Origin of the sequence: Mesorhizobium sp. M0830 (genome assembly GCF_040319965.1) — a bacterium.
In the GTDB taxonomy this organism is placed as follows: domain Bacteria; phylum Pseudomonadota; class Alphaproteobacteria; order Rhizobiales; family Rhizobiaceae; genus Mesorhizobium.
Map to the genome: position 1 here is coordinate 32557 of NZ_JAMYOR010000048.1, position 19528 is coordinate 52084.

The window sequence follows — 19528 nt, forward strand, 5'->3', positions numbered from 1 at the left end:
TGCGATGAAGAAAATCAGGAAGGCCGTCATACCGGTGGCGGGGCTTGGAACACGGTTCCTGCCGGCGACCAAATCGATGCCGAAGGAAATGCTTCCTGTCGTTGATAGACCAGTCGTGCAATATGCGGTGGACGAGGCCTTCGAGGCCGGCATCGAGCACATCGTGTTCGTGACCGGTCGCAACAAGGCGGTAATCGAGGACTATTTCGACCTCCATCCGGAACTGATCGGAACCCTGGAACAGACCGGCAAGAAGACGCAGTTGCAGTCGCTGGAAAGCCTCTTGCCGGTGGCCGGCGCCACCAGCTTCATCCGCCAGCAATCGCCGCAAGGGCTCGGCCATGCCGTCTGGTGCGCGCGCGAAGTCATCGGCAACGAGCCCTTCGCCTTGCTGCTGCCGGACATGGTCTCCTTTGGCGGGCGCGGATGCCTCGCCGAAACCGTCGACCTATATGAACGCACCGGCGGCAATGTCATCGCCGTCGAGCGTTGCGAACCGACCGAGACCAACAAATACGGCATCGTTGGCCGCGGCGCCGAGATCGGCAGTGGCTTCGAGGTGACGGCGATGGTCGAAAAGCCGGCGCCAGCCAACGCGCCGTCGAATTTCTACATCAACGGCCGCTACGTCCTGCAGCCCGAGATCTTCGCGCTTCTGGGCAATCAGCAGCGCGGCGCCGGCAACGAGATCCAGCTGACGGACGCCATGGTGCGTCTATCAAAGGATCAGCCGTTCTTCGCCCAGCCTTTCAAGGGTCGCATGTTCGACTGCGGTTCCAAGGAAGGGTTCATCCAGGCCAACATCGCCTTCGCGCTCGCGCGCGACGACATGAAGGGCCCGGTTTTCGAGATGCTTCAGGAGTTCGTCCGGTCGCATGAACGTCAGGAAGAAGCCGCATAATGCCCATGTTTTGGGAGCATTTTCAGATGGTGGATGGCGCGGGGCTATAGGCCCCGCGCTGTCTGGCACGAAGTTTGCGTCGCTTTTGCGCAAACACTCCCGATCCTGGCGGCGCCTGCAAGCCAAAGCATGATCCCGGAAAGTGGGTCCCGGTTTCCGGAAAAGATCATGTTCAAATAGTGAGATAGAGCCCATTGCGATCAATCGGAATGGGACCGGCTCTAGAATTGGACCGAAGATGAACTATGCCAACTTTCCTCTCGACAAGAGGATGCCATTGCCGAATTCCGACGCAGGAGACGGCGAAGACTTCATCGATATCGAGCGGCTGCTTGGCATGGCTGCGCGGCAGGCCAAGGTGGTTGCCGTGTGCGCTGTCATTGGCCTTTTCCTGGGCGTGCTCTATTTGCAGACGACGCCGCCCAAATATCAGTCGTACGCGAGCGTGCTGATCGACGAGGGCTTGAACAAGATTGTCGACGACATTTCGGCCGCGTCGACAACCATGCAGACCGATTCCGCCATCCTGAGCCAGATCGAAATCCTGACCTCGACGCGGCTTGCTTCGGTCGTCGTCGACAAGCTGAAGCTCGACCAGAATGATGCGTTCATGAATCCGCCCGTATCGGCTCTGGCGACGGGCGTCGGTTTCGTCCGAAGCGTGATCCAGTATGTCCGCCCCAGCCCTTCCATGCCGGGTGTTGGCGACATCAGCAAGCTCGACCCCGCCGCCCGCGACGCGCTGATGGCGACGTCGCGTCGCGACTACGCAATCCTCAAGCTGCAAAGCGAGGTGCAGGCGGAGCGCGTCGGGCGAAGCTTCGTGATCACGCTAGGTTATCAGGCGACGGATCCGACCCTCGCAAACGCGGTCACCAAAGCCTATGCCGATGCCTATCTCGCCGATCAGCTCGATGCCAGCTTCGACGCCACCGAGCGGGCGGCGGTCTGGCTGCAGGGTCGGCTGACGGAACTGCGCCAGAGTTCCCAGGCAGCCTCGCTCGCCGTTGAGAAATTCAGGGCCGAACACGGGCTCGCCGCCAACAGCGATGGCCAGCTGATGAGCGACAAGCAGCTCTCCGATCTCAATGCGCAGCTCATCGTGGCGCAGGCCGACACCGCGCGCGCCAGCGCCCGCTACCAGCAGTACAAGGCGATTGTCGACAGCGGTTCCGACAACGCCTTCAAGGATGCCGCCATATCGAGCGACCAGCCGAGCAGTTCGGTCATCGCGGCGCTCAAGACCCGCTACCTGGCGGTGTCCAAGCGGCTGCAGGACGTCGAGGCGAATTTCGGTCCCGAGCATCCACAGGCGGTTGCACTCGCCAAAGAGAAGGCCGACATCTCGACCCAGATTTTCGGCGAACTGAAGCAGCTGACCGAAAGCTATCGCAACGAATATGAGGTGGCGCAGACCCGCGAGACCGCGCTCAGGGCCAACGTAGCGGCCGCACAAGGCAAGAGCTCCGTCGACAACCAGACGCAAGTCAAGCTGCGTGAACTCGATCAGCAGGCGACGGCGCTCACCACGCTCTATCAGACATTCCTCGGCCGTTATGAGGAAGCCGCGCAGCAGCAATCCTTCCCGGTCGGCAAGATCCGCATCATCTCGGACGCTTCGATGCCGCTTAGCGCGTCAAGCCCGCGCACAATTGTCGTGCTTGGCCTTTCGCTGGTTCTTGGCATGCTGATGGGCGCCGGCTTCGGAGGCCTGAACGAGTTCAACGAACGGTTCTTCAGGACCGGCGAGGATGTACGCGACCGCGTCGGTCTGAAATTCCTCGGCTATCTGCCGATGATCGGCGGCAAACTCGGCAAGGAGGAAAAGCCGGGCGAGACCCAGGTGGATGCCAAGACCGCCAAATCGCTGTCGGCTGCGGAAAAACGGGCGCGCATGCGGGTCAGCATCGATTCGCCTGCCTCGATGTTCTCCGAGACGCTGCGCAGCGCCAAGATCGCCTTCGACGTCGTATTGGAAGGGCAAGGCAGCCGCGTCATCGGCATCATCTCGGTGCTCCCCGGCGAGGGCAAGTCGACGGTCGCGGCCAATCTCGCCGGCCTGCTTGCCACCAACGGTGCCAAGACCTTGCTGATCGACGGTGACATGCGCAATCCCGGCCTCAGCCGGGGCCTTGGCATGGAAGCCGAGCAGGGCTTGATGGAGGCGGTGGTCAACGGCCTGACCTGGCAGTCCGTCGGCAAGATCGACAGGCAGACGAAGCTGGCGATCATCCCGGCAGCGCTGCGCGGCAACTTCTCACATACGAGCGAACTTCTCTCTTCGGCGGGCATGCGGCGTTTTGTCGAGAACGCCAAGGAGACATTCGAATACATAGTCGTCGATCTGCCGCCGCTCGGACCTGTGGTCGATGCCAAGGCCTTCGCGCCGCTGGTCGACGGTTTTGTGCTCGTCACCGAATGGGGGAGCACGCCGCGCGCAATGGTCAGGTCTATGCTGGAATCCGAACCCTACGTAGCCAACAAGATCGTCGGCGCGGTGCTGAACAAGGTCGATCTGAAGAAGCTGGCCAAATACGGGTCGTTCGGCGGCTCGGAGAAATTCTTCGACAAATACTCGACTTACTATCTGGAAAAGTCGGAGGTGCGCGGCAAGGCACCGGTCTGATTTGACCGCTGCCAGGACAAAGCCGGCCGCGTTCCGTTCATCGTGACTGGACGCTCCGGCGCGGACGATCGCCACCCAAGCATCGCCGCGCCGACGACGTCGTGGATCGTGTAGAGTGCATTCTCCGTGAACAATAAAAGACTGCCCGCCGATCCGGAAAAGCCGCGCCGACAGGTAAAACCGCTTCAGCGGCTCAAAGGCCGATCCCGCGCGCCTTCAGGGCGGCGGAGATCTCGTCGAGAATGACCGGATCGTCGATCGTCGCCGGCATCGTCCATTCTTCCTTGTCGGCGATCTTTTGCATGGTGCCGCGCAGGATCTTGCCCGAGCGCGTCTTGGGCAGGCGCTTGATCGTCACCACCGTCTTGAAGGCGGCGACCGGGCCGATGCGTTCGCGCACCAGGCCGACCACTTCACCTTCGATCAGGCCGATATCGCGCGTCACGCCCGCATTCAGCACCACAAAGCCGAGCGGAATCTGCCCCTTCATCGCATCGGCAATGCCGATGACCGCGCATTCGGCGACATCGGGATGGGCCGAAAGCACCTCCTCCATGGCGCCGGTCGACAGCCGGTGGCCGGCGACATTGATGATGTCGTCGGTGCGGGCCATGACGTAGAGATAGCCGTCCTCGTCGACCATGCCGGCATCCGCGGTCTTGTAGAAGCCAGGGAACTCGTCGAGATAGGCTTGGCGGAAGCGTTGATCGGCGTTCCACAGCGTCGGCAGGCAGCCGGCTGGCAGCGGCAGCTTGACCACCACATTGCCCAGTGTGCCGCGCGGCACCTCGTGGCCCGCATCGTCGAGCACGCGAATGTCGTAGCCCGGCATAGGCACGCCCGGCGAGCCGTATTTCACCGGCAGCAGGCCAAGGCCGGCGGGATTGATCGTCATCGGTGAGCCGGTCTCGGTCTGCCACCAATGGTCGATGACCGGCACGTTCAGCTTCTGCTCCGCCCATTTGATGGTTTCCGGGTCGGCGCGCTCGCCGGCAAGGAACAGCGTGCGGAATTTCGACAAATCGTATTTAGCAATGAACTCGCCCTTCGGATCCTGCCCCTTGATGGCGCGGAATGCGGTCGGCGCAGTGAAAAGTGCGACGACGCCATATTCCGATATCACGCGCCAGTAGGTGCCGGCATCGGGCGTGCCGACAGGCTTGCCCTCGAACAGGATGCTGGTGCAGCCATGCAGCAGCGGCCCGTAGACGATGTAGGAATGCCCGACTACCCAGCCGACATCGGATGCTGCCCAGAACACCTCGCCCGGCTTGACGCCGAACTCGTTCTCCATCGTCCATTTCAGAGCGACCATGTGACCGCCATTGTCGCGCACGATGCCCTTGGGCTGGCCGGTCGTGCCCGATGTGTAGATGATGTAGAGCGGGTCGGTGGCAAACACCGGCACGCAATCGACATTGGCGCCCGCTGCCCGTTCGCGGGCGACGGCATCGGCGTAGTCGATGTCGAAATGCTCCTTGAGGTCGCAGCGCAGCTGGTCGCGCTGCAGGATCAGGCAGGCGTCCGGCTTGTGGCGGGAGATCTCTATCGCCTTGTCGAGCAGCGGCTTGTAGGCGACGACGCGACCCGGCTCCAGGCCGCAGGAAGCGGAAATGATCAGCTTCGGTCTGGCATCGTCGATGCGGGTGGCAAGCTCATGCGAGGCAAAGCCGCCGAACACCACGGAATGCACCGCGCCGATGCGGGCACAGGCAAGCATGGCGATGGCCGCCTCCGCCACCATCGGCATGTAGATAATGACGCGGTCGCCCTTGCCGATGTCGCGGTTCTTCAGCACCGAGGTGAGTGCGACCACCTCGCGCTTGAGTTCGGCATAGGTGAACTTCTTGACCGTACCGGTGATGGCGCTGTCATGGATCAGCGCGATCTGGTCGGCGCGTCCGCCCGCCACATGGCGGTCGATGGCGTTGTAGCAGGTGTTGCAGGTGGCGCCGGTAAACCAGCGGCCATAGACGCCGGCAGCGGCATCGAACACCTTGTCATAGGGCGAATACCAGTCGATGGCGCGGGCCGCATCCGCCCAGAATTGTTCCGGGTCGCGTTTCCAGCCCTCATAGACCTCGTGATAGCGTGAAGTCATCCGGCTCCTCCCCAGGAATGATTTTCAACTCTCCAGATAGCGCGCTCTATCCTTAGCCGCAAATGCACGCTGTTGTGCTATGACATTTGAGCTGGGCGCCAGGGGCAAGCGCTATCAAGGCCGCGACCGCCGCCTCATTGCCGTGACCGGTCAGCCGCGCCAACACGCATCGAGCGCCCTGACAGGCGGAATCCGCTTGGTGAAAGCAAGTTGTTCTAGATCGGCAAGGCCATAAGCATGAGGCCAATTCCGCCAGCAATCAGAATAGCTGTCGCCAGTGCTCTTCTGTGACGTTCGAAGCTCGTTGGAGCCCGCTCCCAATTGTAACGCATTACGCTATCTCCCCACGACCCAGGCAGGTTTTACCTTACTCCACGGAAGAAAAGCAACGGCCGAGCCGGTCAGTTCGGTTGCTTGTCGCCTCGCCTTGACGACTATTTCTGGACGTTTCCTGTCGGGAACGGCCAGCGGAGGCGATTTCGCGACCGGGAGGATTTGTCAAAAGGCAAACCGCAGGTGCCTCCCGGCGGCGGGGAGTTCGAGGTCGGGTGGCGTGAGAGATGGCAGCATCAACCCGGACTATGTTGCGGATCAAAGGGAGAAGATGGTGCAGAAAACCGGGGTGGAAGCCAGCTTTACATGCCCCAGCGCAGCGCCGCCGTGTGTACCGGCGCGTCCCAGAATGCGGTCGTCTCATCGTCGAGCATGGTGAGTGTGATCGAGCAGCCGGCCATGTCGAGCGAGGTGACGTAGGAGCCGACCAGCGAACGGGTCACCGTCACGCCATGAGTCTCAAAGATCGCCCGCGCGCTGTTGTACATCAGGTAGAGTTCCATCAGCGGCGTGCCGCCGAAGCCATTGACGAACAGCAGCGCCGGGCCTTTCGCCCTGTCGCCGAGATCGCCCAGGATCGCGGCACAAATCTCCTGTGCGATAGCATCGGCGCTTTTCAACGTGTCGCGCCGGCGGCCGGGTTCGCCATGGATGCCGACGCCGAATTCCATTTCGCCGTCGCCGATGTCGAAAGTTGGCTTGCCCGATGCCGGGACCGTGCAACTGGTCAGTGCCACGCCCATCGAGCGGGTTGCAGCGTTGACGCGATCGCCCAGATTTTTCAAGGCCGCCAGCGCCAGGCCATGTTCGGCCGCCGCTCCAACGATCTTTTCCACCACCAGCGTGCCGGCGACGCCGCGCCGGCCGGTTGTAAAGGATGAGTTCTCGACGGCGACATCGTCATTGGTCACGATCTGCTGGACGCCTTCCGACATCTCGGCCGCCATGTCGAAATTCATCACGTCGCCCTCATAGTTCTTGACGATGAACAGGCAGCCGGCGCCGGTGTCGACGGCTTCGGCCGCTGCCAGCATCTGGTCCGGTGTCGGCGAGGTGAACACCTGGCCGGGGCAGGCGGCGTCCAGCATGCCGTGACCGACAAAGCCGCCATGCAGCGGCTCGTGGCCGGAGCCGCCGCCTGAGATCAGCGCCACCTTGCCCGGCCGCAAGGTCTTGCGGCGGACAAATTTGCGCTCGTCGCCAAGCACGAGAATGTCGGCATGGGCAGCCGCGAAACCGTCGAGGCTCTCTGTCAGCACCGTGTCCACCGAATTCATGAATTTCTTCACGGCCGTCTCCTCCCGAAATAGGCCTGACATCAAAGCAATTCCAGGAAAAGTGTGTAACGGTTTTCCGTCCGGAATTGCGTACAAACTCCAAGGGGTCAGCCACCCTTGCCGGTGATGCTGGTGATCTTCTGGATGAAATCGTTCACAGCCCTGTCGAGCGCGGCGTTCTGCTTGTCGTCGCCGAAATCCGGCACGACGAGCGAGACATGACGCGTCTTGCGCATGCCTGCCGCGACCGACATTTTTCCCGGATGCGCCTGATGATAGGCCGCGAGAAACTGATCGCGCTCTGCCGGGCTGAAATGGCACACCGAAAATATAGCCGGCAAATGTTTGGACGGAATCGGGATCGAATAGGCCGGACTGGAAATCTGCGTGACGAAGCTGCGGTGTTTGCCGAGCGCGTCTGCAAGGCGCTGGCGCATGCCGGACGGACGCTGGTCGATGACGTTCGACAGGATCGTCTTGTAGGCGCGGATTGCCTCTTCGGAGCCGGGTTCGGGTTTCTTGTCGATCATGCCAGCCGCGCCTAAATCGAAACGTCGGCGATGGCCGCCTTGGCCATGGCGAGTTGCGCCGGAGCGACGGAAAGGTCGCGCAGGCCGGCTTCGAGCAGTGACGGGATCGAGGCGGGATCGCCGCCGGCATCGCCGCACAGGCTGACCGGGATTTCTTCACGCAGGCCAAACGCGGAGACGGCAGCGATCAGCCGCAGCACGGCAGGATGACGAACCGAATTCAGATGTGCCACCGCGGCATTGTCGCGGGCCGCCGCCATGACGTATTGGGTGAGATCGTTTGAGCCGATAGAGAAAAAGGCGGCCTCGGCAAACGCTTCCGGCGCGATCGCCACCGAAGGCACTTCGGCCATGATGCCGAGTGGCGGCATCTTTTGGGCGATGCCGCGCGCGGCAAGCGCGGCCTGTTCCTCAGCGAACATCGCCGCTGCCTGCCTGTATTCCTCAATAACCGCGATCATCGGGAACATCACCTTCAGGCTGCCGTGCACGGCAGCGCGCAACAGCGCACGGATCTGTACACGAAAAACCTCCGGTCTTGCCAGCGACAGCCTGATGCCGCGCAGGCCAAGAAACGGGTTGCTCTCCTCGACGGTGAAGCCGGGCACCGGCTTGTCGCCGCCGGCATCGACGGTACGGATCGTCACCGGCTTGTCGCCGGCCCACTCCAGCACCTTGCGGTAGGCGCGATATTGCGTCTCCTCATCCGGAAGCGTCCTGCCGAAGAGGAATTCGGTGCGCATCAGCCCGACACCGTCGCAGGTGGCGATGTCGATGCCGTCGACTTCGGACGGGTCGGCGATGTTGACCTGCACGCGAACGGGCGTGCCGGTTCTGGTCACCGCCGGCCGTGCCAGGAAAGTCCCGGCCCGGTAGCGGCGCGCCGAGAACGATGACGACGATTGGCGAAAGGCGGCGATATCGGCCTTGGAGGGCGACAGCACGATGCCGCCATGTTCTGCGTCGAGCAGGGCGATGCCCGAGGGGTGAGCCGGCGAAGCGCCCAGCCCGACGACCATGGGAACGCCGCGCGAGCGCGCCAGCATGGCGACGTGGCTGGCGGTGCTGCCTGCCTCCAGCGCGATGCCGCCGCCGCCGCTCCAATCGGTTTCGAGAAAGCGCGTCGGCGCGATGTCCTCGCCATAGAGAATGGCGCCGGCCGGTGCCTGGATGTCGCTATCCTTGACCAGTGCCCGCAGCACCTGGTCCCTTATGTCGCGTATGTCGGCGGCACGTGCGCGGAAATAGTCCTGGTCCGAGGCATCGTAGCCGGCAATCTCGGCGTCGAGCGCCTGTCGCCACGCCACATCGGCGGGTTGACCAGCCCCTATCGCGGCAAAGGCCGGGCGGCTCAGTGCATCGTCCTCCAGCATGGCGATTTGAAATTCAAGAATGTCGGCAGCGTCGTCGTCGGCGGTTTGGATCAAAGCGGCGAGACGAGCCGCCGCACTGCCGATTGCGGTCTCAAGCGCGGCTTTCTCATCGTCGGCTGTTTCCTTGCCGACATAGGATGCGGCAATCCGGTCGAAATCGAACAGCGGCCCCTCGGCATAGCCGGCCGAGGCCGAAATGCCTTGCAGCCTAAGCGGTTCGGACATGGTCCGTGCCTTCATCGAAATCGCGGCGCACCAGCTCGACCAGCGCGTCAACGGCATCATTGGCGCCGTCGCCGCTGGCCCTGATATGCAGCACCGTACCCTTCGGCGCCTTGGTCGCCATCACCTTGACGATGCTCTTGGCGTCGAACCATGGCCCGTTGGCGGCCAGCGCTATTTCCACCTCAGCGGCAAAAGTCTTGGCCAGCTTGGTGAACTTCACCGAAGGACGCGCGTGCAGGCCCACCTCGTGGGTGATCACAACGGTCGCTTCGGCGGATGCGGACATGTCTTCAAGCTTCCCGTTCGCTCACGACGGCGACAATTCATGCGCCGTCGCCACCACTTCCTTCAGCGAGGCGCCGCCGGACGCCTCGGTCGCCGCCATCACCGCGCCTTCGACGATCGGCGCGTTGCACACGATGATCTTTTGCGACCGGGGCTCGCCGATCAAATCCACCGCCATTTCACTGTTGGTCTCGGCGCCGCCGAGATCGACCAGGATGGCGACACCGGCCTCCGACCAGGCTCTGTCGATGGCGGCCATGATGGCCTCGACATTGGTGCCGAGTCCGCCATGGCCGTTTCCGCCGCACCACGCAAGCGGCACTTCGTCGCCCACCATCTGCCGCACCATGTCGGCCGTGCCCTCGGCGACCAGCGGCGAATGCGAAACGATGACGATGCCGACATTGCTCATGGCTGACGTTCCAGCATCTCGACGATCGTGCGTACCAGAAGCGCGGTCGAACGTGCGCCGGCATCCATGTGGCCGATCGAGCGGTCGCCGAGGAACGAGGCGCGGCCACGCAGGGCCTTCATCGGCACGGTCGCCTTAGCCGCAGCGTCGGCGACATCGGCGATTTCCGATCCAGTCTTGCCCACGACCAACGCATCATGCGCCGGCTGTAGGACGTCGAGCATGGTTTTTTGTCCAACCTGTGACTTGCCGCGCGCGGCCACCGCTTCGATCGCCTTGCCGAAGGCCGCGGTCAGATTGGTGCGATCGGGCTCCGCCGAAATTTCCTTGCCGAGCGCCATGAACAAAGTTCCGAACAGCGGGCCGGAAGCGCCGCCGACCGTCATTACCAGCTTGGTGCCGATCGCCTTCAGCGCCTCGGGCACTGGCTTGGCAGCAAACATCTCGGCCTCGGCCCGCACCGCCTCGAAGCCGCGCTTCATGTTCAACCCGTGGTCGCCGTCGCCGATCGCCTGGTCGAGCGCCGTCAACTCTTCGGCGTGCGCGGCAATCGTGTCCGCGGCAGCCGTTATCAGCCCGGCAAGGTTCAGCGCCGCCATATCACCCGCATTCCTGGTTTCCACCCTTCCGGCAGTATCGAAAGAACGCTCATTCGACAACTGGAGCATGCATCAGGCCGCTTCGTGCAGCGCGGCGGCGGCCGCGAAGACCTCGGCCACCGCATAGGCGCCGGGGTCCACAACGCCTTGCAGCTTGCTGCCGACATAGGCGGATCGTCCGGCTTTCGCCTTCTCCATGGAGGAGGTAGCCTCTGCGCCGCGTCGGGCCGCTGTTGCCGCATCTTCCAGGCCATTGGCGTCGAGCGCTTTCAGGGCCGGTTCCAAGGCATCGACCATGGTCCGGTCCCCGATCCTTGCACCGCCATAGAAGGTCATCCGCTCCAGGCCGGCCAGCAGCGCCTTGGCCAGTTTGGCCCCGCTGTCCAAACCCTGAGCCGCCGCCGTGAAAAAGATCGACAGCAGCACGCCGCTGGAGCCGCCCATGGACGCGCTCAGAATGTCACCTATCGCACCAAGGGTCGCGGCAGGTTCGGCAAGCGGCAGCGTGTCGAGCCGTTCCAGAACGCTGCGTGCGCCGGTCGCTGCCGTCGAGCCGGTGTCGCCGTCACCCGCCTTGGCATCCAGCACGTTCAAGGTGCCTTCGAGCGCGATCAATCTTTCGCAGACCGTGACGATCAGGCGTCTGGTGTTTGCATCCTGGCTGGGCTTGCACGCCGCACTTTGCCCGGCCGCTTTCGACATCGGCAAGACGGCAGGCGGCACAACAGGCTTTGCCGGCATCCAGGCATGCGGGCCGACTGGCGCCAGCAAGGCTGTTTCGCGTGCCGCGTCGAGCCGGATCAGCGACAGCGAAAAACCGTTCATGTTGAGCGCCGTCATCAGCGGGCCTGGGCCGATGGTCAGCTTGATCGCTTTGGCCAGCGGCGAAGCCAGCACCGCGTTGGCGATGACAGACATTTCGAGTGGTGGCACCGAGCCGAGATTGTTGATCAGCAGGGCGTAGCTGGCCGCAGGGTCGAGCCGTGCCGACAGGCGCTCGGCCATGACCGCGACCAGCCTGTCGGCGCTCTGCACTGCAATGCGCTCGACGCCCGGCTCGCCATGAATGCCGAGGCCGAGCTCGCCGTCATTTTCGCCGAACCGGTCTTCATGCGGCTGACCGGGGATCGAGCAGGACGACAGCGACATGCCGAACGAAACGATATCCTTCGCCGCCGCGCGCGCGGCTGCCGCAACGGACGCCAGGTCATGGCCGGTTTCCGACAGATGGCCAGCGATCTTGTGCACGAACAAGGTGCCGGCAACGCCGCGCGGCTGGGTGATGTCAGGCAAAGCGATGTCGTCGGCGACGATCACCATCTCGACGCGAAACCCTTCGGCGCGCGCCTTCTCGGCCGCGAGGCCGAAATTGAGGCGGTCACCTGTGTAGTTCTTGACGATGAGCAGGCAGCCGGCCGGGCCGGTCACCGCGCGGATGGCCGCCAGCACCGCTTCGACGCTTGGCGAGGCAAAGATCTCGCCCGAGACCGCCGCTGTCAGCATGCCATTGCCGACGAAGCCGGTATGCGATGGTTCGTGCCCGGCGCCACCGCCGGAGACGATGCTGACCTTCGTCTTGTCCCAACCGGCGCGCAGGATGACCTTGATTTCGGGATAGCCATCGAGACGGGCGAGATCGCCCGCGCCAATAGTTCGCAACAGGCCGTCCAGCGCCTCGGTGACGATCGTTTCCCTGCGATTGAAAAAGTGCTTCATCGAATTGATCCCGTACCCGCAAAGTCAAAAAACCGGTGCTGAACCCTTGGCAGGCAAACACCGAAAACCGCTCACATCAGCCCGTTCACATCAGTCGTTGTCCATCGGCGCCAAAATACAGCGGCGACCGGTAGCGGATCACCACTCTGTCGCCCTGCGCCAGATCCGTGTCGGGATCGGTAAGCGTCACCAGTTTCTTGGTTCCCATCGTCACATGCAGGTGGTTCTGGTCGCCGAGATGCTCCACCCAGTCGACGACGCCGTCGGCATGGCCGTTGACAGCCTTCTCGATCGCCAGATGTTCGGTGCGGGCGCCGATCGTCTTGGTTCCCGCCGGCGCGCCACTATCGGGCAGCAATCCCGTCGGCAGGAGATTGATTGCCGGCTGGCCGAGTCTTGCTGCGACATGCAGGTTAGCCGGCTCAGAATAGATCGTCCGCGGAGAACCGATCTGCACCAGCTCGCCATCGGCAAGAATGCCGATGCGATCGGCCATGGTCATCGCCTCGATCTGGTCATGCGTGACGTAGAGCATGGTGGCGCCGAGCTCGGTCTGGATGCGCTTGAGCTCAAGCCTGAGGTCCCCGCGCAGCTTGGCGTCCAGCGATGACAGCGGCTCGTCCATCAGATAAATCGATGGCTTGCGCACCAGCGCGCGGCCGATGGCGACGCGCTGCATTTCGCCGCCCGAAAGCTTGGTCGAACGGTTGGCGAGCTTGTGATGGATGCGCACCATCCTCGCCACCTCCTCGACCCGGCGGCGGATCTGGTCTTCCGGCATTTTCCGCGCCGGCGAGCGCAGCGGGAAGGCGAGATTGTCGAACACCGACAGATGCGGATAGAGCGAATATTGCTGGAACACGAAAGCCGTGTCGCGCTCGGCCGGCGACAGCGTCGTGGCAATGTGGCCGCCGATTTCGATCGTGCCGGAATCCGGCCGCTCCAGCCCGGCGATGAGCCGCAGCGTCGTCGTCTTGCCGGCCCCGGTCGGTCCGAGCAGCACGACGAACTCACCATCAGATATATGCAGGTCGAGGCCGTTGACGGCGGCATGATCGCCAAAACTCTTGGTCACGTTCCTGATGCACACGTCAGCCATGACGAACCCTCCGCTCAGAGGCGACATCGTGGATCGCGGTTCGCACCGCACGACCGGATCCTTTCTCGAACAGCGACAGCCGCGCGCTGCTAAGCGTTAGGCCGACATGATCGCCGGTGGAGAGCCGGATTTCGGCCGGCACGCGTGCCTTGATGATGCCGTCCGCCGTCTCCACCGCGACAATCTGCGTGGTGCCGAGATATTCGGTGCCATAGATGGCGCCGCGCAGCTTCGAATTGTCGTCGAAGCGGATGTGCTCAGGCCTGATGCCGAGCGCCATGTCGGCCGGCGCAATATCCTCGCGCACCTCCGGCACCGCTACTTTCGCACCCTGCACGACGATCTCCCTGGCACCTTTCGCCAATCCACCGCCAAATCCCAAGAAATTCATCGGCGGCGAGCCGATGAAGTCGGCGACGAACATGGTCGCCGGGCGGTCGTAGATTTCGCGTGGTGTGCCGAACTGTTCGATGACGCCATGATTCATCACCGCGATCTTGTCGGCCATCGACATCGCTTCCATCTGGTCGTGCGTGACATAGACCGTCGTGGCGTGGATGCGGTTGTGCAACTCGCGCAGCTCATGCACCATCAAATCGCGGAATTCGGTGTCGAGCGTGCCAAGTGGCTCGTCCATCAGGAAGCATTTTGGCCGTCGCACGATGGCACGGCCGAGCGCCACGCGCTGGCGGTCGCCACCGGCAAGGCCGGAGACGGATTTGTCGAGCAGATGGTCGATGCGCAGCAGCTTCGCAGTCTCCTCGACCCGCGTGCGGATCTCGGCCGACGGCATGCCTTGCGCGAGGAGCGGAAAGCCGATGTTCTTGCGCACGTTCATGTGCGGATAGAGCGCGAACAACTGGAAGACGAAGGCGATGTCGCGCTCGCGTGCCCGCAGCATGGTGACATCGTCGCCGCCAAGCAGGATCTGGCCGCCGGTCGGCAATTCGAGCCCGGCGATCATACGCAATGTCGTCGTCTTGCCGCAGCCCGATGGCCCGAGCATGACGAAGAACTCGCCATCCTCGACGACGAAGTTGGAATCCTGCACGGCGACGAAATCGCCGAAGGCCTTTCTCAGGTGCTGGACGCGAATTTCGGCCATGATTATTCCGGGAACTTCGAGACGACGATGAACATCACCGTGCCGGCGAGCATGGTGATGAAGGAATAGGTGTAGAGCGACAGCGCGAAGGGCTGGAACAGCATCAGGAAGCCGACGGCGATCAGCGCCGTGGCGATGTTTTCCATCAGCCCGCGCCTGGCCCAGCGAGGCCATGATGATTTCCTGGAGATGGCGGCGCGCGTCATACGTAGCCTTCCTTTTCCACACCCAAAGGGAGAGATGGCTGCCAGGTGGTTCCCCCACTCCGTCGCTGTTTCGCAGCGCCACCTCTCCCCCCTCCGGAGGGAGAGGAAGGGAGCCTGGCTGAATTAGGTTCGCGCCCTTCCTCTACCCCGTCGATCGGGGGAGAGGTGTCGTGCTATGCTCGACGGTGTGGGGGTCGACCTGGCGCGGCGCCAGACGATACATGTGCCCGCTTGCCATGCGCGCTATCGCTAAATGCTAAGCGTTCGCAAGTGTGTCGATCCCGTAGCCGTGAACGAGGAGAAGGGAAACGGTGACACCGGCGGTCTCTTATTCCCACATCAATCATTTGCGCACCGCGCCGAAGGTGATGCCGCGCAGCAATTGTTTGCGAAGCAGGATTGTGAAGACCAGGATCGGCACCAGGAAGATCGTCGTGCCGGCTGCCACCGCCGGCCAGTCCTGGCCGCCTTCGCCGATGATGGTCGGGATGAAGGGCGGCGCGGTCTGCGCCGTGCCGGAGGTCAGGAGAGCGGCGAAGGCATATTCGTTCCAGGCGAAGATCAGGCAGAAGATGGCGGTCGCGGCGATGCCGGTCGTCGCCTGCGGCAGCACGGTGCGCCAGAACGCCTGCAGCCGAGTATAGCCGTCGATCATCGCCGCTTCCTCATATTCGCGCGGGATCTCGTCGATGAAGCCTTTCAGCAGCCATACAGCCAGCGACACGTTGACCGCCGTGTAGAGCAGGATCATGCCGAGAGCGGTGTCCGACAGGCCAAGCTCGCGGTACATCAGGTAGATCGGAATGGCGACGGCGATCGGTGGCATGAAGCGCGTCGACAGGATGAAGAACAAAAGGTCGTCGGCGAGCGGCACCTTGAAGCGCGAGAAGCCGTAGGCCGACAGCGTGCCGAGAAACACCGCGCAGAAGGTCGAACCGAAGGCGATGATCAGCGAGTTGACGAAACGCGGCAGGAAGTTGGACGGACCGGCGATCACCATGTTGCGCTTGCGCGTGGTCTCGTCGCAGAAGCCGGTCGCCGGACCCAGCGAGTTGATATATTCGGGCGTCTGCCGGGTCCGCGTCGTGAACAGGTTGCAGTAGCCCTCGAGGCTAGGCTGGAACAGGATCTTCGGCGGATAGGCGATCGAATCCGGCGGCGTCTTGAAGCTGGTGGCGAATATCCACAGCAGCGGCACGATCGAGATCAACGCATAGGCAATGATGATCGCGCCGGCGATGCGCTTCGAGTTGGCCGAGGGTGCGACGACCGAGTGGGCTGTGGTCAGGCTCATCTCTGCTTCACCTTGTTGAGCGCCTTGACGTAGATGTTGGCCAGCCCGAACACCGCGACGAACAGGATGATGGCGAAAGCCGAGGAATAGCCCGTACGCCAGCTCTCGAAGGCCTGCCGCTTCAGCGTGATCGAGGCGACTTCGGTGGTCGAGCCCGGCCCGCCTCCGGTCAACAGGTTGACCATGTCGAACATCTTGAAGTTCTCGATGCCGCGAAACAGCACCGCCAGCATGATGAAGGGCAGCGCCATCGGCAGCGTGATCGACCAGAACTGCCGCCAGTTTGAGGCGCGGTCGACCTCGGCCGCCTCATAGATGTATTCGGGGATGGAGCGTAAGCCCGCGAGGCAGATCAGCATCACATAGGGCGTCCACATCCACGTATCGACGATGATGATCGACCAGGGCGCCAGCGAGACGTTGGAGAGCATCTGGATATCGGTAGGCGGAATCCTCGTGACGAAGGAAATCGCATAGGCGAACAGGCCGATCTGCGGCTCGTAGAGGAAGCGCCAGAAATTGCCGACCACCGCCGGCGACAGCATCATCGGCACCAGGATCAGCGTCGTCCAGAAGGCATGGCCGCGAAACTTCCTGTCGATCAGCCAGGCCAGCGTGAAGCCGATCAGCGTCTGCAACAGGATGGTCCAGAACACGAAATGCGCCGTGGTCTGCATGGCGAGCCAGATATCCTTGTCGCCGAGGATGCGCTGGTAGTTGGCAAAGCCGAGGTTCTTCACCACTTCGTTCGGGCGGTTGGCCCGGTAGTTGGTAAACGACAGGTAGATCGCCCAAAACAGCGGGAAGATGTTGATGGCGAGCAGCAACAGGATCGTCGGCGAGATGAACAGCCAGGCGAGACCCTTGTCGCTGATGCCCCGGACCTTGCGGGCCAACGGTTCCGGGGTCGCCCGGGCAACGTTCTCCGCGGTCCGATTGAGCATGGTCAGTCCTGCTTCGGTCACTTGGTCGTCTCTGTCATGGAATTTATCTGAACCGCGTCCCGTGCCAAGGCGGCACGGGACCAAGAGCATGATGCCGAAAAGTGTGCAGCGGTTTCGGACGACATCATGCTCTCTCTTTTTTCCCCGGAGGCGGATGATTTCTGGTCGATTCGACCTGAAAATCATCCGCCTCTGGGGCCTAGCTCGGGAGGAGCCGATTACATCTTGCCATCGTCCTGGAAGACCTGCGTCCAGTCTTTGACGAGACCGTCGAGTGCGTCCTTGGCCGATCCCTGGCCGGCGACGACATAGTCGTGGAAGCGCTTCTGCGAGGCCTGCAGCAGCGGTGCGTAGCTAGGCTCGGCCCAGAAGTCCTTCACGATGGCCATCGAGTCGAGGAAGGTCTGCGCGTAGGGCTGGCTGGCCGGGAAGGCCGGATCCTTGACCACCGCGTTCAGGCAGGAATAGCCGCCGAGCGACCACCACTTGGACTGCACGTCCTTGTTGGCGAACCACTTGATGTATTTCAGCGCCGCTTCCTGCTTGTCGGAATAGGACACCACCGAGATGCCCTGGCCGCCGAGTTGGGCGAACTGCTCGCCGTCGGGACCCTTCGGGTTGACGAAGTAGCCGATCTTGTCGCCGCCGACATTCTCGTCCTTCTGCAGGCCCGGCCATGTGAAGGCGAAATTCATATGCATCGCCACCTGGCCGGATTTGAAGGCATCGACACCTTCGCCCATGTAGCTGTTCGAGGCGCCTGGCGGCGTGCAGCAATCATAGAGCGCCTTGTAGAACTCCAGCCCCTTCACCGACTTGTCGGAGTTGACGAAGCCTTCCATCTCGTAGGGTTTCTTGGGGTTCTCGTATTGGAAGCCATGGCTGTAGAGTACATCCATGGCGCCCATGGTGATGCCTTCAGAGCCGCGCTCGGTATAGATCGAGGCGCCGTAGACGGTCTTGCCGTCGATCTCACGCTTCTGGAAGAATTCGGCGACCTGCTTCAGCTGGTCGAAGGTGGTCGGCGGGCCGAGATCCCAGCCATACTTCTCCTTGAATTCCTTCTGCAGTTCCGGCTTGGAGAACCAGTCCTTGCGATAGGTCCAGCCGACGACGTCGCCCATGGCCGGCAGCGCCCAGTAGTTCGGCGTGTTCTTCGGCCATTCGGAGTAACCGACGACCGTCGCCGGCACGAAGTCGTCCATGCTGATCTTCTCCTTGTCGAAGAAGTCGTTCAGCTTGACGTAGTGGCCGTTCTCGGCGGCGCCGCCGATCCATTGGCTGTCGCCGATGATCAGGTCGCACAGCTTGCCATGCGAATTCAGCTCGTTGAGGAACCGGTCGGCATAATTGGTCCACGGCACGAATTCGAATTTCATGCCGATGCCGGTTTCCTTGGTAAAATCCTTGGACAGTTCGACAAGCGCGTTTGCCGGATCCCAGGCAGCCCAGCACAGCGTCAGGTCTTCAGCGTGCGCGACGTTCGAGACGGCTGTCGACGCTGTAATCGCCGAGGTGAGTCCCAACGCCAGTTTCAATCTCGATTTCATGCCTTCCTCCCATTTGCGAAACGCGTCCGGATGACGGTTTCAAAAGCCCTCAACCCCTCTCCTCAGGGGCCCAAACATGGCGGCGCGGCAGCGCGGCAGATGTTTAGTAATTTGTTTAGTGATGCAATTTTTACTAAACAAGGCAAGCGAATTCGTTGCTGCGCCGCAGCATGCCGGGGACGGTGTCTGAAAACGTTCGACAAAGTGCTGCTCGCTCGTCGGGCGTTCGAAGCGGTGCAGCCAACAGGAGCAGGGCCGAGGGGGGTCGCGCCGATCAGTCGACCTGTTTGGTGCTCACCATGACCGGCCTGATTGGCGGCGGTGGTGGCAGCAGCGCACGAATGTCGGCGAACGGGAAAACAGGTTCGAAGCGGAAGGCCTCGGCCAGTGAACCTGGCGCGCCGTTGCACTGGCCTGAGCGAAAAAGGTTCTGCGTTCGCGTGCCGTCGACGAAGCGCTCGGGATCCTGCGACTGATGCTTGCGGATCGCCTTGGCCTTGACGTCGGCATGCGCGGAAATGTCGACATAATGCGTCGGCGAAAAACCGGTGCCGCCCATCGTGTCGGCATGCAGCACCGGGACTGTGAACGAGGCCGCGATGCGCACGCCGTCGGAAAGCGCACGATGGTCGGCGTGATAGTCGTTGGGCGCATGCGTGATCGCCAGATCCGGCATGGTCTCGCCGATCAGCATTTTCAGCGCACCAATCAACGCCGCATCGGCCACCAGTTCGCCGTCGGGAAAGTCGAGGAAGCGCAGCGTCGCCCCGAGCAGCGCGGCCGCGGCCGTCGCTTCCGCACGACGAACGCGAGCGAGAATCGTGGGATCGCTCGTGCCGCCCCTGGCACCATCCGTGGCTATGGCAGAAGTGAGTTCTGCGCCTTGCGCGGCATAGGCGGCCATCGTACCGAACATGAAGATCTCGATGTCGTCCGGATGCGCACCGAGCGC

17 protein-coding genes are annotated in these 19528 nt (G+C 62.6%); 2 read left to right on the top strand and 15 right to left on the bottom strand.

Annotation, left to right across the window (positions count from 1 at the left end; all coding sequences use genetic code 11):
• Positions 1 to 4 precede the first annotated feature (4 nt).
• A complete protein-coding gene (locus NKI20_RS24210) occupies positions 5 to 901 on the top strand; it encodes a UTP--glucose-1-phosphate uridylyltransferase (protein WP_352608186.1) in 897 nt (298 codons plus the stop codon).
• Positions 902 to 1139: 238 nt separating this feature from the next.
• Positions 1140 to 3527, top strand: a complete 2388-nt coding sequence (locus NKI20_RS24215) for a polysaccharide biosynthesis tyrosine autokinase (protein ID WP_352608188.1) — start codon at positions 1140 to 1142, stop codon at positions 3525 to 3527.
• A gap of 193 nt (positions 3528 to 3720) precedes the next feature.
• On the opposite strand, the gene NKI20_RS24220 is transcribed toward NKI20_RS24215, so the two are convergent.
• The 15 genes from NKI20_RS24220 to NKI20_RS24290 all read right to left on the bottom strand — a co-directional run.
• The gene (locus tag NKI20_RS24220) at positions 3721 to 5628 is read right to left on the bottom strand and encodes a propionyl-CoA synthetase (protein WP_352727329.1); all 1908 of its coding nucleotides are present in this window, start codon (positions 5626 to 5628) and stop codon (positions 3721 to 3723) included.
• 635 nt (positions 5629 to 6263) lie between these two features.
• Complete coding sequence (gene dhaK, locus NKI20_RS24225; RefSeq protein ID WP_352835032.1) at positions 6264 to 7250, bottom strand: dihydroxyacetone kinase subunit DhaK; 987 nt, start codon at positions 7248 to 7250, stop codon at positions 6264 to 6266.
• A 95-nt stretch (positions 7251 to 7345) separates the two neighbouring features.
• Positions 7346 to 7768 carry a hypothetical protein gene (locus NKI20_RS24230; protein WP_023761518.1) on the bottom strand — a complete coding sequence of 141 codons (423 nt, stop codon included), beginning with the start codon at positions 7766 to 7768 and terminating at the stop codon, positions 7346 to 7348.
• Positions 7769 to 7779: 11 nt separating this feature from the next.
• Positions 7780 to 9366 carry a phosphoenolpyruvate--protein phosphotransferase gene (gene ptsP, locus NKI20_RS24235; protein ID WP_352835035.1) on the bottom strand — a complete coding sequence of 529 codons (1587 nt, stop codon included), beginning with the start codon at positions 9364 to 9366 and terminating at the stop codon, positions 7780 to 7782.
• On the bottom strand, positions 9350 to 9652 hold the full coding sequence (locus NKI20_RS24240) for an HPr family phosphocarrier protein (protein WP_023761520.1): 303 nt from the start codon (positions 9650 to 9652) through the stop codon (positions 9350 to 9352). Before NKI20_RS24240 ends, ptsP begins: the two co-directional genes overlap by 17 nt.
• 21 nt (positions 9653 to 9673) lie before the next feature.
• Entirely contained in the window at positions 9674 to 10063 is a 390-nt protein-coding gene (gene dhaM, locus NKI20_RS24245; RefSeq protein ID WP_352608200.1) for a dihydroxyacetone kinase phosphoryl donor subunit DhaM, read from the bottom strand.
• Complete coding sequence (gene dhaL, locus NKI20_RS24250; RefSeq protein ID WP_352835039.1) at positions 10060 to 10662, bottom strand: dihydroxyacetone kinase subunit DhaL; 603 nt, start codon at positions 10660 to 10662, stop codon at positions 10060 to 10062. The genes dhaM and dhaL overlap by 4 nt, the downstream gene beginning before the upstream one ends.
• A gap of 72 nt (positions 10663 to 10734) precedes the next feature.
• On the bottom strand, positions 10735 to 12378 hold the full coding sequence (locus NKI20_RS24255) for a dihydroxyacetone kinase subunit DhaK (RefSeq protein ID WP_352835042.1): 1644 nt from the start codon (positions 12376 to 12378) through the stop codon (positions 10735 to 10737).
• 85 nt (positions 12379 to 12463) lie between these two features.
• Positions 12464 to 13477, bottom strand: coding sequence for an ABC transporter ATP-binding protein (locus NKI20_RS24260; protein WP_352835044.1), 1014 nt, complete (start codon positions 13475 to 13477; stop codon positions 12464 to 12466).
• Complete coding sequence (locus tag NKI20_RS24265) at positions 13470 to 14582, bottom strand: ABC transporter ATP-binding protein (RefSeq protein ID WP_352835047.1); 1113 nt, start codon at positions 14580 to 14582, stop codon at positions 13470 to 13472. The genes NKI20_RS24260 and NKI20_RS24265 overlap by 8 nt, the downstream gene beginning before the upstream one ends.
• A 2-nt stretch (positions 14583 to 14584) precedes the next feature.
• A complete protein-coding gene (locus tag NKI20_RS24270; RefSeq protein WP_352608210.1) occupies positions 14585 to 14788 on the bottom strand; it encodes a hypothetical protein in 204 nt (67 codons plus the stop codon).
• A 343-nt stretch (positions 14789 to 15131) separates the two neighbouring features.
• On the bottom strand, positions 15132 to 16082 hold the full coding sequence (locus tag NKI20_RS24275) for a carbohydrate ABC transporter permease (protein ID WP_352634341.1): 951 nt from the start codon (positions 16080 to 16082) through the stop codon (positions 15132 to 15134).
• Positions 16079 to 17026 carry a carbohydrate ABC transporter permease gene (locus NKI20_RS24280; RefSeq protein WP_032907930.1) on the bottom strand — a complete coding sequence of 316 codons (948 nt, stop codon included), beginning with the start codon at positions 17024 to 17026 and terminating at the stop codon, positions 16079 to 16081. Before NKI20_RS24280 ends, NKI20_RS24275 begins: the two co-directional genes overlap by 4 nt.
• 218 nt (positions 17027 to 17244) lie before the next feature.
• The gene (locus NKI20_RS24285) at positions 17245 to 18576 is read right to left on the bottom strand and encodes an ABC transporter substrate-binding protein (RefSeq protein ID WP_352835052.1); all 1332 of its coding nucleotides are present in this window, start codon (positions 18574 to 18576) and stop codon (positions 17245 to 17247) included.
• A 274-nt stretch (positions 18577 to 18850) separates the two neighbouring features.
• Positions 18851 to 19528: PIG-L deacetylase family protein (locus tag NKI20_RS24290; RefSeq protein ID WP_352835055.1), on the bottom strand; the 678-nt coding region annotated here is incomplete at its 5' end.